Source organism: Erwinia sp. SLM-02 (assembly GCF_037450285.1).
Taxonomy (GTDB): domain Bacteria; phylum Pseudomonadota; class Gammaproteobacteria; order Enterobacterales; family Enterobacteriaceae; genus Erwinia.
The window spans coordinates 21,180-35,885 of sequence record NZ_JAQISN010000005.1; the positions used below are offsets into that span (position 1 = coordinate 21,180).

The 14,706-nt window shown below is 54.7% G+C and carries 11 protein-coding genes; 5 read left to right on the plus strand and 6 right to left on the minus strand.

Annotation, left to right across the window (positions count from 1 at the left end; genetic code table 11):
- Positions 1-10: 10 nt before the first annotated feature.
- On the minus strand, positions 11-904 hold the full coding sequence (locus tag PGH32_RS21270; RefSeq protein ID WP_337895048.1) for a LysR family transcriptional regulator: 894 nt from the start codon (positions 902-904) through the stop codon (positions 11-13).
- A gap of 112 nt (positions 905-1,016) precedes the next feature.
- Between PGH32_RS21270 and PGH32_RS21275 the strand changes: the two genes are divergently transcribed.
- Both PGH32_RS21275 and PGH32_RS21280 read left to right on the plus strand, forming a co-directional pair.
- Entirely contained in the window at positions 1,017-2,438 is a 1,422-nt protein-coding gene (locus PGH32_RS21275; RefSeq protein WP_337895049.1) for a coniferyl aldehyde dehydrogenase, read from the plus strand.
- 32 nt (positions 2,439-2,470) lie between these two features.
- Positions 2,471-3,148 (plus strand): type 1 glutamine amidotransferase domain-containing protein, encoded by a 678-nt coding sequence (locus PGH32_RS21280; RefSeq protein WP_314419330.1) that lies wholly within the window; start codon positions 2,471-2,473, stop codon positions 3,146-3,148.
- Between the two features lie 77 nt (positions 3,149-3,225).
- Here PGH32_RS21280 and PGH32_RS21285 read toward each other — a convergent pair whose 3' ends face one another.
- Positions 3,226-4,095: a helix-turn-helix domain-containing protein gene (locus PGH32_RS21285; RefSeq protein ID WP_205066910.1), complete on the minus strand. Its 870-nt coding sequence runs from the start codon at positions 4,093-4,095 to the stop codon at positions 3,226-3,228.
- A gap of 203 nt (positions 4,096-4,298) precedes the next feature.
- Here PGH32_RS21285 and PGH32_RS21290 point away from each other — a divergent pair, with 203 nt between their 5' ends.
- The 3 genes from PGH32_RS21290 to PGH32_RS21300 are packed head-to-tail and all read left to right on the plus strand — an operon-like array spanning position 4,299 to position 8,093.
- Complete coding sequence (locus tag PGH32_RS21290) at positions 4,299-5,576, plus strand: sugar MFS transporter (protein WP_337895050.1); 1,278 nt, start codon at positions 4,299-4,301, stop codon at positions 5,574-5,576.
- A gap of 2 nt (positions 5,577-5,578) precedes the next feature.
- Positions 5,579-6,574 carry a Gfo/Idh/MocA family protein gene (locus PGH32_RS21295; RefSeq protein WP_337895051.1) on the plus strand — a complete coding sequence of 332 codons (996 nt, stop codon included), beginning with the start codon at positions 5,579-5,581 and terminating at the stop codon, positions 6,572-6,574.
- A 1-nt stretch (position 6,575) separates the two neighbouring features.
- Positions 6,576-8,093 (plus strand): GMC family oxidoreductase, encoded by a 1,518-nt coding sequence (locus PGH32_RS21300; RefSeq protein WP_314419339.1) that lies wholly within the window; start codon positions 6,576-6,578, stop codon positions 8,091-8,093.
- Positions 8,094-8,146: 53 nt separating this feature from the next.
- Here PGH32_RS21300 and PGH32_RS21305 read toward each other — a convergent pair whose 3' ends face one another.
- From PGH32_RS21305 to PGH32_RS21320, 4 genes are all read right to left on the minus strand, one after another.
- Positions 8,147-10,222, minus strand: coding sequence for an FAD-binding protein (locus PGH32_RS21305; protein WP_337895052.1), 2,076 nt, complete (start codon positions 10,220-10,222; stop codon positions 8,147-8,149).
- A 26-nt stretch (positions 10,223-10,248) separates the two neighbouring features.
- Complete coding sequence (locus PGH32_RS21310; RefSeq protein WP_314419343.1) at positions 10,249-11,478, minus strand: MFS transporter; 1,230 nt, start codon at positions 11,476-11,478, stop codon at positions 10,249-10,251.
- A gap of 29 nt (positions 11,479-11,507) precedes the next feature.
- On the minus strand, positions 11,508-13,112 hold the full coding sequence (locus PGH32_RS21315) for a GMC family oxidoreductase (RefSeq protein ID WP_337895053.1): 1,605 nt from the start codon (positions 13,110-13,112) through the stop codon (positions 11,508-11,510).
- A 72-nt stretch (positions 13,113-13,184) separates the two neighbouring features.
- Entirely contained in the window at positions 13,185-14,705 is a 1,521-nt protein-coding gene (locus PGH32_RS21320) for an aldehyde dehydrogenase family protein (RefSeq protein WP_337895054.1), read from the minus strand.
- Position 14,706: the final 1 nt, after the last annotated feature.

Here is a 14,706-nt window from a genome sequence, read left to right on the forward strand (position 1 = left end):
GCTGCGCCGCTCAACCCTCCCGGTTCGCCAGCCGCCAGACCAGCATCTGCCGGGCATGAGCGATTCTTGGCTGGCGCAGCGCGCTCGGCAGCCACACCAGGCTGTAACGGATTTCCGTGTCACCGACCGGTGCACCGAGTGCCGCCAGTTCACCGCTGTCTAGCTGTCTGCGACAAAGGAATTCCGGCATCACCGTCCAGCCGAAGCCCTTACACAGCAGGCTGCGCTGGCCGCGCAAATCCTGGCCGACCATCGCCGGGAGCAGTGCATCATACTTAATGCGGTTTTTATCCAGCCAGCGGCCGATCAGCGAAAGCTCAAGGTTGTAGGCCAACAGCGGCTCCTGCAGTAACGCCAGAGCGAAGTCCGGTTGCTGCTGTAGCCGATGCGCCACCGAGGGCGCGGCCACCGCCAGTACGCGGTCGGTGAAAATCACTTCACCTTTCAGCCGCGAATCGCTCACCGGGTGTGCGGTAATCCCCAGATCGCAGTGCCCTTCCACCACCATCTGCACCACCATCTCACCGTCGCCGGTGTGCATATGTACGCGAATATCGTTTTCCAGCAGCGGCAGCAGCTCCCCGGCCAGTTTCTCCGCCATAAAATCCGCGTGCCCGATGATTTGCAGCGTGCCGCTGACGTCCATAGAGCGTGCACGGGCCGAGGCCAGCGCCGACTCGGCGGTATCCAGGGTATTACCGATATCGGCCGCTAAATCATCCGCAGCGGCGGTCGGAACAACGCCCTGCGGCTGGCGCTGAAACAGCGGTCGGCCCACGGCAACTTCCAGCCCGCTGATGTGCTGAGATACTGCAGGCTGGGTCAGATTCAGCGCCCTGGCCGCGCCGGAAATGGAGCGCTGGCGATAAACTTCAATAAAGGTGCGTAAGCGAACCAGCGACATGTTTCCCCCATAAAAATATTTATACCCCTGCCAAAATAGCTTTGTTAGCACCGAAAATCCACGGCAGGTAAGCTTGCTGCAACTTAACGATTACCGCGAGGCAAAGAACACCATGACTCACAGCACCCTTCAACAGGATTTACAGCGTATTCTCCAGACCATGAAGCAGGCACATTTACAGGCTGGCCTAGCACCGCTGGCACTGCGGCGCGACCGCCTGCTGCGCAGCGCCGCGCTGATCCGCGATAACCATGAAACAATTGCCGCCGCCATCAGCGCCGATTTCGGCCACCGCAGCGCTTACCAGACGATGACCGCCGACCTGCTAACCACGATCGGGATGCTGCAGCACGCGGCGGACCACGTGGCCGAATGGATGAAACCGGAGGCCGCTGAAGTGCCGGTCGCGGGTATGCAGGCATGGATTGAACCACAGCCACTGGGCGTGGTGGGTGTAATCAGCCCGTGGAACTTTCCGATTAACCTGGCATTCGGGCCGCTGGCGGGCGTCTTCGCCGCGGGCAATACCGCAATGCTCAAGCCATCGGAGCTGACGCCAGCCACCTCTGCCCTGCTGGCCGAACTGGTGGCGCGCTATTTCGACCCGAACGAGCTGACGGTGGTACTGGGCGATGCCGCCACGGGCCAGGCGTTCAGCGCCCTGCCGTTCGACCATCTGGTGTTTACCGGCAGCACCTCGGTAGGCAAACACGTGATGCGCGCCGCTGCCGAGAACCTCGTGCCGGTCACGCTGGAGCTGGGCGGAAAATCGCCGGTGGTGCTGGATGTGGATGCCGACCCGCAACTGGCCGCCGAAAGAACCCTGACCATCAAAACCTTTAACGCCGGGCAGATCTGTATTTCTCCCGACTATCTGCTGCTGCCGCAGGCCGCAGAAGAGGCGTTTACCGACGCCGCACGCACCTTTATCCGCCGGGCTTACCCTGCCGTGCAGGAAAACCCGGACTACACCGCGATCGTCAGCGATCGTCACTATCAGCGACTGGTCGATCTGCTGGCCGACGCCGCCGCCAAAGGTGCGCGCATTATCAGCCTGGCACCAGAGGGTGAAGCCGACTTCGATCCGCTGAGCCGTAAAATCGCCCCGCATCTGATCCTTGATGTCAACGAGGAGATGAACGTGATGCAGGAAGAGATATTTGGACCGCTGCTGCCGGTGAAAACCTATGCGGGCGATGTCAGTGAAGCAATAGCTTACATCAATGCACATCCGCGCCCGCTGGCCGCCTACTACTTTGGCAACGATCGGCAGCGCCAGCAGCAGATGGCACAGCGGACCACCTCCGGCGCGCTGGTTATCAATGACGTGATGACCCACGCCGCGATCGACAGCCTGCCGTTTGGCGGCGTCGGCGCATCGGGGATCGGGGCTTACCACGGGATTCACGGCTTCCGGCGCTTCAGCCACGCCAAACCGGTAGTCATTCAGGATGAGGCGGGCACCACCAATTTACGCCTGCGTGCTCCGTATCAGGACAAAACGGCCGCCGTGACGGCTATGCTTAATCAATAATCTCTATTCGCCCCATCACCGGAGAACCCGTAATGAAAATTTTAATGGTACTGACCTCACACGCCGAGCTGGGTAATACCGGAGAGAAAACCGGTTTCTGGCTGGAAGAGTTTGCCGCGCCCTACTACGTCTTCAGGGATGCGGGTGCAGACGTGGTGCTGGCCTCGCCTGCCGGTGGCCAGCCGCCGCTGGACCCGAAAAGCGATCTGCCGGATTTTCAGACGGCAATGACCGACCGCTTTAAGGCCGACAGCTCGGCGCAGCAGGCGCTGGCCAGCACCGTGAAGCTGGAGACGGTCAATCAGCAGGACTTTGATGCGGTATTTTATCCCGGCGGCCACGGCCCGCTGTGGGATCTGGCCGAATCGGCCGACTCCATTGCGCTGATTGAAGCCTTTGACCGCGCCGCTAAGCCCATCAGCTTTGTCTGCCACGCGCCGGGCGTGCTGCGCCACGTGAAATCCACCGGCGGCGCACCGCGCGTTCAGGGCAAACAGGTGACCGGCTTCAGCAACAGTGAAGAAGCGGCGGTGCAGCTGACCGACGTGGTGCCTTTCCTGATTGAGGATGAGTTTATTGCCGCTGGCGCACACTATCAGAAAGGTGCCGACTGGGCCCCGTTCGTGGTGGAAGATGGCAATCTGATCACCGGCCAGAACCCGGCCAGCTCGGAAGATGTGGCGAAGGCGCTGCTGAAAAAACTGGGCTAAACACTCATATTAAGCAAGCATTCTCGGCTTTAAACCACTAAACCGGGCCATCAATGGCCCGGTTTTTTCATGGCCGGTTATCTGTTTTTCAGATAAGTATCGCGAAACTCTCTGGGCGGCATCCCCTTGGAGGCTTTAAAATGGCGATTAAACAGGGCCAGCGAGGAATAGCCGACCTCATCGGCAATACTGGAAACAGAATCCTGCGATTCCAGTAGTTTTTCGGCCGCATGCAGGATGCGCAGGTTAATAATGTAGTCCATCGGTGACTTCTTGGTGATACGCTTAAAAAGTCGGTGAAAAGTGGTCGAACTGACGTGGCAAAGGGTTGCCATCTGCTCCACCGAAACACGCTGATGATAGTTATTATTCAGGTAATCAATCACCTCAAGAATATTTCTAATCTGCTTTCTGTCTTCACGAAAATGCTCGGAATGAATAATGGTAGAGAATTCCGTTACCGAATCCGACGCGAGCTTTAACAGAATATTCAACAACAGCGGCGTACGATAGGGCGGAGCCAGTTCAGCAATAGACATAATATCCGGCCTGACCTGCTGAATAACAGCTTCGCTAAATGTTACCGCAGAGGTTATTCGGCGCAAAAAATCTTTAACCGCCTTCATCTCTGGGAAAGTATCAGCCAGCTTTTCAATCCATTCAGAACTAAACCAGATAACCAGAGCCAAATGTGGATCGGCATCATTAATCTTTCCCTGCGATTTCCACGAATGAGGAACATTCGGACCAATCAAGACCAAATCGTTATCTTTATAATGATTAATATCCCCACCAATATATTTAACGCCGTAACTATTTAGTGTAAACGTTAATTCATACTCAGGGTGATGATGCCACTGAAAAGGAATCTCATCCTGCATCACTCGATGAAGAAATGACCATGACACATAAGGATTATTAATAATCTTTTCATAATCAGACTTCATAATCCACTCTCATCATTATTGGTAGGATAGTATCAGTTATTGGCATTTTAACACTTACATAACAGACCTAAAACAGCCATTCTCTAGCCGTCGACATATTATCAACTTAACACCCAACCTGAGATAAATGTCAATAAAAAATATAAAATAAATGTCAATAATTTAAATCCGATAATGTGAACCAGATCAATAAAGGATAGAAGATGAGCACACCTGCCGCTATATTACATTCAACAAAAGAAGATCATTACCAGATTAATACACCATTGAAATTGATGGTATTCTCACTATTTTTTATGTTTGGCAGTATCACCAGTTTAAACGATGTGTTGATCCCTAAACTGAAGGAGCTTTTCCAGCTCACCTATATGGAATCAATGCTGGTACAGTCCGCCTTTTTCTTCGCCTACTTTACCGCTTCCATCCCCGCCAGCAGGCTGATCATCCGCTTCGGCTATGTCAAATCGGCAATTGCCGGGCTGCTGATTATGGGCATTGGCTGCCTGGCATTTATTCCGGCCACTCATATCGGGTTGTTCCCGGCATTCCTTGGCGCTTTATTTCTGCTGGCCGTTGGTGTCACCGTTATTCAGGTGGTTGCCAACCCGCTAATCACCCTACTTGGTTCAGCCAGAAGCGCATCTATCAGGCTGACGCTTGGCCACGGATTCAATTCATTAGGCACCACCATTGCACCATGGATCGGGGCAATTTTTATTCTCGGTGCTATTTCTGGTATCGATCTCTCAACCCTTCATGGAGCGGAACTGGCCGCGGCCATGCAGAAAGAAACGGCCGTGATCGGTCAGGCCTATACGGCCATCGCCGTAGTCATTTTTCTGTTTTGCGCAGCCATGTTCAGATTTAAGTCATTTGGTCAGCACAGCGCGATGCTACCAAAAACTAACCTGATGAACTCACTGAATTTATTTAGCAGTACACGTTTTCGCCTCGGGTTTATCAGTCTGTTTTTATACGTTGGGGCTGAGGTCACCATCGGCAGCATCTTAGTTAATTATCTGACTCATGGTGATGTCATGGCCATTACACCTGAACAGGCAGGTAAATATATTGCTTTTTACTGGGGTGGGGCCATGGTGGGTCGTTTTATCGGCTCGGCGCTGATGAAAATAATTTCTCCTGCGAAGATTCTGTTTATATTCTCGGCAATGGTTATCACACTGATTGCGGTCAGTATGAATTCCCATGGAGAACTGGCCGGTTTTGCATTGCTCACGGTTGGCCTTTTTAATTCAATTATGTTCCCAACAATATTTTCCCTTTCCTGCTCGAAGCTTAATTCCCGTTCAGCTGAAGGTTCTGGCCTGCTCTGCTGTGCCATCGTCGGCGGAGGATTCATCCCTCCCATTACCGGCCTTCTGGCCGATATATTCACGTTAAAACTCAGCTTAATAATTCCGGCAGCATGTTACTTATTAATATTTTTATTCGGCACATACTGTGCTAAACAAGGAGATTAATCATGAAGTGGCTTCTTATTGGTGCCAGCACCATTGCACAACAGTTTGTTATTGATGCGATTCGCGCAGGCGGCGATGAAATATCATGGCTGGTTAGTGGAGATGAACAACGGGCTGCGGCATTTGCTGTAAAAAACAACATTGCCCGTTTTACCACGGACCTGAAACTTGCCCTTTCGCAGCAGGATATTGATGCCGTATATATCTCTACAACCAACGAAAAGCATTTCCCGCAGGCGATGCTGGCGCTGGAGTATGGCAAGCACGTGCTGTGCGAAAAACCGATGGCACTTTCGATGGAAGAAGCGACAACGATGATCGAACGGGCATCTGCGTGCAACCAAGTGCTGGCGGTAAACCACCACCTGCGCAATGCCGCGACGATTCGGAAAATGCGCGACGAGATTCGGAACGGCACGCTGGGTGATATTCTCACCGTTCGCTTCTGCCACGCCGTTTCTCTGCCTGAAAATCTGATTGGCTGGCGCACGGATAACAGCGCAGGCAACGGTGTGATTATGGATATTACCGTTCATGATATTGATACGTTGAGATTTTTACTCGATGACGACGTCGTCGCCGTTTCCGCAATGGCCCAGGACGGACTGCTAAGCCAGAGTGGCTCGGTGGAAACGGTGATGGGCACGCTACGTTTTTCCAAAGGTACGCTGGTCAGCTTTTTTGACTCCTTCACCGCCCGCAATTTTGAAACCAGTATTGATGTGATCGGCACGCAGGGTACGCTGCGTGCGCGCAATATTCTGACGCAGAACCCCGTAGGCGAAGTGACGCTTCATAACCGTCACGGGTCTGAACCGTTAGCGATCGAACACGCCAGTCTTTATGAACGCGGTTTAGCCTCGTTCCGCGATGCGATATTCAATGGTGGGCAACCGGCGGCCAGTGGTGATGACGGACGACAGTCTCTGGCAGTATCTCTTGCCGTAGTGAAAGCGGTTTCATCCGGAATTACCGTTCATATCGGTGAGGAACAGTAAAATGCAGCGTGATTTAGACCATCCCGACATTGTGATTATTGGCTCCGGTATTGGTGGAGCCACCATGGCTTTCGGGCTTGCTAACAGCGATCTGAAGATCCTCATTCTGGAAAGCGGCGAACAGATGCCGGACTCTCCGGACAATGACGATCAGCAGAAGATATTTTCTCAGCAGCACTTTAAGCCCGACGAAGTCTGGTTCGATAAAGATAATAAAGCTTTTCGCCCCGGGAATTACTACTACGTTGGTGGCAACTCCAAGTTCTACGGCGCGGTACTGGCACGCTACCGGCAGGAGGACTTTGAGGAGATGATCCATGAAGGAGGCGTTTCCCCCGCCTGGCCATTCGGTTATGCCGAACTGGAACCCTGGTACTGCGCGGCGGAAAAACTCTATCGGGTCAGGGGCAACAGCCAGGCCGACCCGACCGAACCACCCCGTTCCCACCCCTATGCTTTTGCAGCCATTGAGGATGAAGCCGATATCGCCATCGTCCGGCGCAGGCTGCAAAAACAGGGTCTTAGTCCCTATTCTCTGCCGCTGGCGGTAGATATTGCACAGTGGAGCCAGTCGCGCAAAGTCCCGTGGGATGCACATCCCCACTATTTTAACGGCAAGTTTGATGCGGAAACCGCCGCCCTGAGCCTGACCGCCAGCCACAGCAATATTCAACTTTTGACCGGCAGCAAGGTCATCAGACTGAAAACCGCTGCGGACGGCGGACGCATCGAAGAGGTGGTTTATCAACGCAATAATCAGACCTGTAGCGTGCGCCCTAAACTGGTTATTCTCGCCGCCGGAGCCGTACATTCGGCTGCGCTGCTGCTTAAATCGAAAAACACCCGCTACCCCAACGGGCTGGCGAATCGCTCTGGCATGGTTGGTCGCAACTTTATGAACCACAACTGCACCGCCGTGGTGGGCTTCAGCCATCGCTACTGCAACCGCTCTGTGTATCAGAAAACCTTCGGCCTGAATGATTTCTATCTTTCCGACGGCGCAGGTGGCTACCCGCTAGGCAACATTCAGCTGTTGGGTCGCGTGTCCGGTCAGATCCTCAAGTCGTCCCTTCCCGCAGCGCCGGGTTTCGCCTTGAACTACTTCAGCAGGCACAGCATTGATTTTTACGCCATGAGTGAAGATTTGCCCTCCCCTGAAAACCGTATCCAGCTGGACGGCGATAAAATAACTCTGCACTGGGAGCGCAATAACTGGGCGGCGCATACCCGACTGGTGAAAAAACTCAGCAACGCACTTAAGAAATGTGGGTTCTATTTTGTGATGAGTAAACCCTTCGATAAACGAACGCCGTCACACCAGTGCGGCACGGTCAGAATGGGTATCGATCCCGAGCGCGATCCGCTTAACAGTTACTGTCAGGCCTGGGAGCATGAGAACCTGTACGTGGTGGACGCCAGCTTTATGCCCAGTTCGGCAGCGGTTAACCCTTCACTGACTATTGCCGCGCAGGCGCTGCGAGTGGCGGACCACATAATGCAGCATCGTCTTGCCAAATAAGGACTCCAATCCGCTACAAAGCAAAACGCCATGTCAGACATGGCGTTTTTTTATTAGCGGTATATTTTCCCCATCAGGAAATCAGGCCAGTTCTTTTCAAAAAAGACTTTACTGAGATCCACCGGATCGTTCACCGGGCGCGAGGCATGATGGAAGCGTTCACCGTCCCACGCAATCAGCAGCTTGCTGTCCGGCGCGGCGGCTTTCTCCGACCGGAAGCGCCATTTCTCAATCGGCCCGCTGCGACCCTCGGGAACTGAATCCCCCAGTTCATCAAGGATAATTCGGGCACCTCGGCTGCCGCCGCCGCCTTCGATATACGTGCTCAGCATCGCCATTACTGCAGCTGAAGCCAGCGCAAAATGCCGCCAGAGTATGTTTTCGGTCAGCTTAGTCAGGCTGGTCAACCTCACACCTTTCGCCAGTACCTCGCTCAGCAGCAACGCAGCCCGCTGCTGTTCCTCTGCGATTTCCTGCGCCGCGACAACAAATCCGGCCTGGTCCGACATGCGGTTACGAATTTCGGTTTTCAGCGCAACGGGATCGATAGCGTCTTCCGACAGTGATTTTTCAGCCCACTGAATGATATCCGCCATCACATCCGCATAATCGATTTCCCCTTCACGCGCGGCCAGCCGCTGGCGCTGCTGCACGTCGTGCGCCACCTTCTGCGCCACCCGCACGCCAAATACCTGTCCGGAGTTCAGCGCCGCGCCGCCGGGTCGGGTGACGCCATGGGTACCGGCCACTTCTCCCAGCGCAAAACAACCGGTAAGGCTGGTCTCTCCCCAAATATCCACCTCGATGCCGCCGTTCATATGCTGATTGTTCACCGCAAATTCCAGCGGACTGCGCGTGATGTCGCAGCCGTGCATGGCATAAAGCTCAATGGCCAGCGGATTCATCTGCCGGAGGCGATCGATCGGCAGATCGGCTGCACATTCGTTATTGGCGAGGTAGCTGCTGACATCTTCATCAAGCCGCGACAGCGAAAACGGCTGATCTCCCGGGACCGGCTGCGGATTGCGGTTGAAATCCATATACACCCGGTGCCCGTTTTTCACCTCTTCGGCAATCGCCATATCCACCAGGCTGGAGCCGTGTTCCAGCGTGCGCGTGGCATGAAACGGCCACTGATAGCCCTTGCGGAACACATTTGAGGCCAGCTCCTGCGTGGTACGATAATACTGCGCGAGGAAGTTATGCTCGTTGCCCTGTGCATCCACCGAATAGATATAGGGGATCACCTGCACATAGGTTCCCGACAGGTTCCACGGAAATGCCGTACGCGGTGTGCCGATGCCAAACTGGCTTTCGATGATATTGGTTAACCTCAGCCCACCTTCCAGCGCCAGCCCCAGCGAACCGTAACACTTCTTCGGGTAAACGCTGTCGCGATACATATCCCCCGGCCCGCCGGTGGCCAGCACCACCGATGCGGCATTGATGACCCCAAAACGATAGGGATTGTGAACCGCGCTGCCGGTGCTGACCAGTAAACCGGCGCAGCGCTCCGCACCAGCGCTGTCCCGCTGCTTGATCAGCTTTAGCGCCGTTGTGGCGGTCAGCATCGGTATCGCCAGTCGCTGCGTCTCCTCCAGCAAGACCTTCACCATCAACCGTGAGGTGCGCGGACCGCAGCTGGTGGCGCGACCGGCCTCATCATGGTCGGTCTGATAGCGCAATATCGAACCGAAGCGATCTTCGGGCAGTTCCAGCCCCAGATATTGCAGTCCCGCGAGTGTGTGGATGGAACCAACGGCTTCCACATAGGCGATATCTTTGTCCATTGCGCCGCCTGAGCTCAATGCCGCCGCCAGCTGATGGAAGTTATCGCCATTTTTGCCGGTCGCCGCGGTAAACAACGTCTGCTTGTCCGAACCCGAACAGGCCGAGGTGCCCATATACAGCCCCGACGTCACCAGCAGAACGTTGACGTTTTTTCGCTTCAGCTCCACGGCGGCGCGCAGCCCGGCGGCCCCGGTGCCGACCACCACCGCATCGTAGTGATAAAACGGAACATTCAGTCCGTTAATATCCCTTATTTCGCTTTCCCGGACTTTATTAAATGACTTAGGAAAGGATACCTGCGTCAGGCTATCCAGAATCTGTTGATCAACAGCACTCATATTTTTTCCACAAAAATTTTATTTAATTAACGCGTACACTTCACGGCATAGAACAGAATGACGCCGAAGCTGAACACCGGAATAATAAACGCGGTTGCCATTGAGGAGTAATCGGCAATCATCCCCATCAGATAAGGCGAAATAGCCCCGCCGACTAAGGTCATCACCAGATAAGAACCCGCGCGCTTTGACTGCGCGCCCAGGTTTTTCACCCCCATGGCAAAAATGCACGGGTACATAATCGACAGGAAGAAGAAAATCACCACCAGTCCGATAACGGAGATTTTTTCCACGCCCATCACCGCCAGCGAGCACAGCAGAATATTAATAATGCTGTAGGTAATTAACATGCTGCGTGGCGCGAAATACTTCATCACCCAGGTGCTGATAAAACGGCCAATCATAAAGGTCAGCATCGCGCAGGAAAGCAGATAAGAGGCGTCCTGCACGCTGGTACCCTTCCAGTGGTCAATCGCGTAGTTGATAAAGAATGAGGCGATCCCCACATGCGCAGCCATATAAAAGAACTGGGCGGCCAGCGCGCCGGTAAAGCTCGGTTTTCTCCAGATGCTCTGCTGAACGGCACCGACGCAGCTGTCATCGCGTGCTTCCTGCACTTCCGGCAGGCGGGTGACGATAAACACCACCATCAGCAGCAGTACTACGGCAGCCAGCACCACGTAGGTGGTCATCACCGGATCAAAGGCGTGCCCGGCTATGCGAATGTCCGGCGCGAAGAACAGCGTACCGCCGATAATTGGCCCCATAAACACGCCAAGGCCGTTAAAGGACTGGGCGAAATTCAGGCGACGTTCGGCATTATTAGCATCACCCAGCACCGACGCATACAGATTGGCCGAAGTTTCCAGGCAGCCTAAACCGCAGGCCAGAATAAACAGGGCAAACAGGAAAAAGGCAAAAGTACCGACCGAGGTGGCCGGCACAAACAGTAATGCTCCGGCTGCGAAAAGTAATAATCCGCAGATCACGCCAAGCTTGTAGCCATAACGCTGCATCACTGCGCCGACCGGGATCGCCACAAGAAAATAGGCACCGTAATAGGCCATTTGCAAATAGCCGGACTGCGCCTTGCTGACGTTTAAGGAATCCTGAAAATGTTTATTTAAAACATCCAGCAGGCCGTGGGAAAGCCCCCACAGGAAAAACAGCGAGGTGATCATGCCAAAGGCCAGCTTTACCGATACAGTCTTATTATTAAATGCAGGAACAGAAGCGATGTTGTTATCAATACTCATACAGACCTCTTCGCAGATGTTTTTAGTGTTTAATGACGGCCCAACCGACCGAGAATGGCATCCGCTGCCTTTTCGGCAATCATGATGGTCGGTGCGTTGGTATTACTGCTCGGGACGCGTGGTATCACGGATGAATCCGCAATGCGCAGGCCTTCAAGACCAAATACCTTCAGATGCTCATCCACTACCGCATCAGGATCGCTCTCTACACCCAGGCGGCAGGTGCCTACCGGGTGATGATCGGTTTTTGCGTTCTGGCAGGCATACTCGAAGAGCTCGTCATCGGTACGGATCTGCGGCGAAGGCAGACGAATTTCCTTCACGTAAGGCTTGAACGCATCCTGCGACAGGATTTCACGCACCAGCTTCAGGCCGCGCAGTGACATTTCGCGGTCGTAAGGGTCCGCCCAGTAGTTGGGATCGATCAGCGGCGCATCGGCCGGATTGCCGCTTGCCAGCCGCAGCGTGCCGCGCGAGCGCGGGCGCAGGAAGGCGGAGTTCAGCGTCACGCCGGAGTTTTTCATCTGCTCAACGCCCGCTTCGATGCCGGACCCCAGCCCCAGGTGGAACTGCACGTCCGGTGACCGCGCGTTGCTGTCCAGGTACCAGAAGCCGCCCGTTTCAAACAGGCTGGAGGCTACCGGTCCCTTCTTCAGCAGCAGATACTGCAAACCGGCCCAGGCCGCATGATGAATTTTCAGGCAGGGGTCGTAGGTATGGTCGCCGGTACACTCGGCAATAGCGAACAGGTCGAGGTGATCCTGCAGATTGCTGCCCACGCCCGCCAGATCATGTTTCACAGTAATACCCTGCTCTTCCAGATGCCGGGCCGGGCCGATCCCGGAAAGCATCAGCAGCTTAGGCGAGCCAAAGGCACCGGAGGTGACGATCACCTCCCGCGTAGCGCGTACCTGCTGTGTGCCGCCGCTGCCGGTGGCAATTTCCACACCGGTCGCCCGCTTGCCTTCCAGCAAAATGCGCAGGGTGAAAGTATTCAGCTTCACGGTCAGATTTGGCCGCGACTGCGCCGGACGCAAATATGCCACCGACGTTGAGGAGCGTTTAGCATTAAGCTGGGTAAGCTGGTAATAACCTAACCCGCCCTGATGCTCACCGTTAAAGTCCGGGTTATAGGGAATATTTAATTCCTGTCCGGCCTGGAAAAAAGCTTCGCAAATAGGCAACGGGCTGATGGGATTTGATACGCCAAGCGGGCCGCGATAATCATGATATTCATTAACGAAGCGCTGGTTTTTTTCGGATTTTTTAAAATAGGGCAGCACATCTTTATAAGCCCAGTTTTTAACGCCGCAGGCCTGCTCCCATTCGTCATAATCATATTTCGACCCACGGGTATAAACCTGCGCGTTAACCGATGAACCGCCGCCAATTACTTTCGCCTGGGTAAATCGCAGTACGCGATTATTCAGATGCTTCTGCGGTACGGTGTGCCAACCCCAGCTACTGCGGCCCTTAGTCATTTTGGCAAAGCCGGCGGGCATGCTGAACAGCGGATGGGTATCACCCCCACCCGCCTCCAGCAGCAACACCTTAATTGCCGGGTCCTCGCTGAGTCGGTTCGCCAAAACGCAACCGGCAGATCCCCCGCCGATAATAATATAATCGTATTCCACGTTGACCTCACGTCATGAGACGGCAGCCATCTTATTCAGATGGCCGCGTTATTATTTAACTTGCGAATTGAATTAACTGGCGTTATTTATCCACCAGTTGGTTCTGGCACCGGTGTGTAATTGCACGGTTTTCTGCTCGGTATAATCTTCTACCGCGCCCTTACCTAATTCACGCCCCAGGCCGGATTGTTTAAATCCGCCAAACGGTAATTCCGGCGAACCGTCCAGGAAAGTATTTACCCAGATCGTACCGGCATTAATTTTTCGCGCGGCTTCCAGGCAAATATCGATATCCTTACTCCACACTGCGGCGGAAAGTCCGTACAGGGAGTTATTAGCAATGCTGATTGCCTCTTCATAATCGGCAAAGGTCAGAATGGCCAGTACCGGACCAAAGACCTCTTCCTGCGCAATCTGCATCTCCGCCTTCACGCCACCGACCACGGTAGGGGCCATAAACAGTCCCTGACCGGTCGTAACCCGGTCGCCGCCGAGCAGGATTTCAGCACCCTGTTCGCGGGCAGAACGGATAGCGTCCTCAATGACCGCCATCTGGTTATCATTAATAATTGAACCGACTTTGACCTCGGGATGCAGCGGGTCGCCGACCTTCACCTGACTGGCTTTTTCTACCACCGCGCGGGTAAATTTCTCGGCAATGTCCTGATGCACCAGTACGCGGCTGCCGCTGTTACAGCATTCGCCAGCGTTGAAATAGACGCCAAACACCACGGCATCGACCGCCGCGTCAAAATCGCAGTCCGGGAAGATGATTTGCGGATTTTTACCGCCCAGTTCCAGCGAGACTTTCTTCAGCTTGCGCCCGGCTTCCGCCGCGATATGTCTGCCTACCCGGGTGGAGCCGGTAAACGACACCATATCGACATCATCGTGATCCACCAGCGGACTGCCCACATTGGTACCCAGGCCGGTAACGATGTTGACCACGCCAGCAGGCACGCCCGCGTCGGTGAGGATTTCGCCCAGCATCAGCGTGGTTCCGCTGGTGAACTCGCTCGGTTTAATCACCACGGTACAGCCCGCCGCCAGCGCAAACGGCAGCTTCTGGCTGAGGATCCAGATCGGGAAATTCCACGGCGTGATCATCGATACCACGCCCACCGGCTGACGCAGCACCAGGCCGAGCATCTGGTCGCCCAGCGTGTTGTAGCTTTCACCGTGCAGCGTGCGGGCCAGCGAGGCGGCATAGCGCCATAAATCCACGCAGCCGGACACTTCACCGCGCGCCTGCGCCAGCGGTTTACCGGTTTCCAGGCATTCGATAATCGCCATCTCTTCACTGCGCTGCGCAATGCCGTCGGCAATCTTCAGCAGCAGCTCCGCACGCTCCTTCGCGGTGAACGACGTCCATGTTCCTGCATCAAACGCACGGCGCGCCGCAGAAATGGCCAGCAGAGCGTCTTCCGCGCTGCCGTCAGCATAATTTCCGGCGACGATGCCGTGCGCAGGACCAACGCGGTCAACACGTTTGCCGCTAACGGAGTCACGGAATTCCCCGCCGATCAGCATGCTGCCGTGATAAGGCCGATAGTCAGTCAGGATTGACGGGTCTGCGGTTAAAAATGTGGTCATC

What these genes read in the sequence shown, in the direction of transcription:
- PGH32_RS21300 (WP_314419339.1), top strand. Translation starts at nt 6,576, where the DNA reads ATGCAGCGTGATTTAGACCATCCCGACATTGTGATTATTGGCTCCGGT.
- PGH32_RS21275 (WP_337895049.1), top strand. Translation starts at nt 1,017, where the DNA reads ATGACTCACAGCACCCTTCAACAGGATTTACAGCGTATTCTCCAGACC.
- PGH32_RS21285 (WP_205066910.1), bottom strand. Translation starts at nt 4,095, where the DNA reads ATGAAGTCTGATTATGAAAAGATTATTAATAATCCTTATGTGTCATGG.
- PGH32_RS21305 (WP_337895052.1), bottom strand. Translation starts at nt 10,222, where the DNA reads ATGAGTGCTGTTGATCAACAGATTCTGGATAGCCTGACGCAGGTATCC.
- PGH32_RS21310 (WP_314419343.1), bottom strand. Translation starts at nt 11,478, where the DNA reads ATGAGTATTGATAACAACATCGCTTCTGTTCCTGCATTTAATAATAAG.
- PGH32_RS21280 (WP_314419330.1), top strand. Translation starts at nt 2,471, where the DNA reads ATGAAAATTTTAATGGTACTGACCTCACACGCCGAGCTGGGTAATACC.
- PGH32_RS21320 (WP_337895054.1), bottom strand. Translation starts at nt 14,705, where the DNA reads ATGACCACATTTTTAACCGCAGACCCGTCAATCCTGACTGACTATCGG.
- PGH32_RS21270 (WP_337895048.1), bottom strand. Translation starts at nt 904, where the DNA reads ATGTCGCTGGTTCGCTTACGCACCTTTATTGAAGTTTATCGCCAGCGC.
- PGH32_RS21295 (WP_337895051.1), top strand. Translation starts at nt 5,579, where the DNA reads ATGAAGTGGCTTCTTATTGGTGCCAGCACCATTGCACAACAGTTTGTT.
- PGH32_RS21290 (WP_337895050.1), top strand. Translation starts at nt 4,299, where the DNA reads ATGAGCACACCTGCCGCTATATTACATTCAACAAAAGAAGATCATTAC.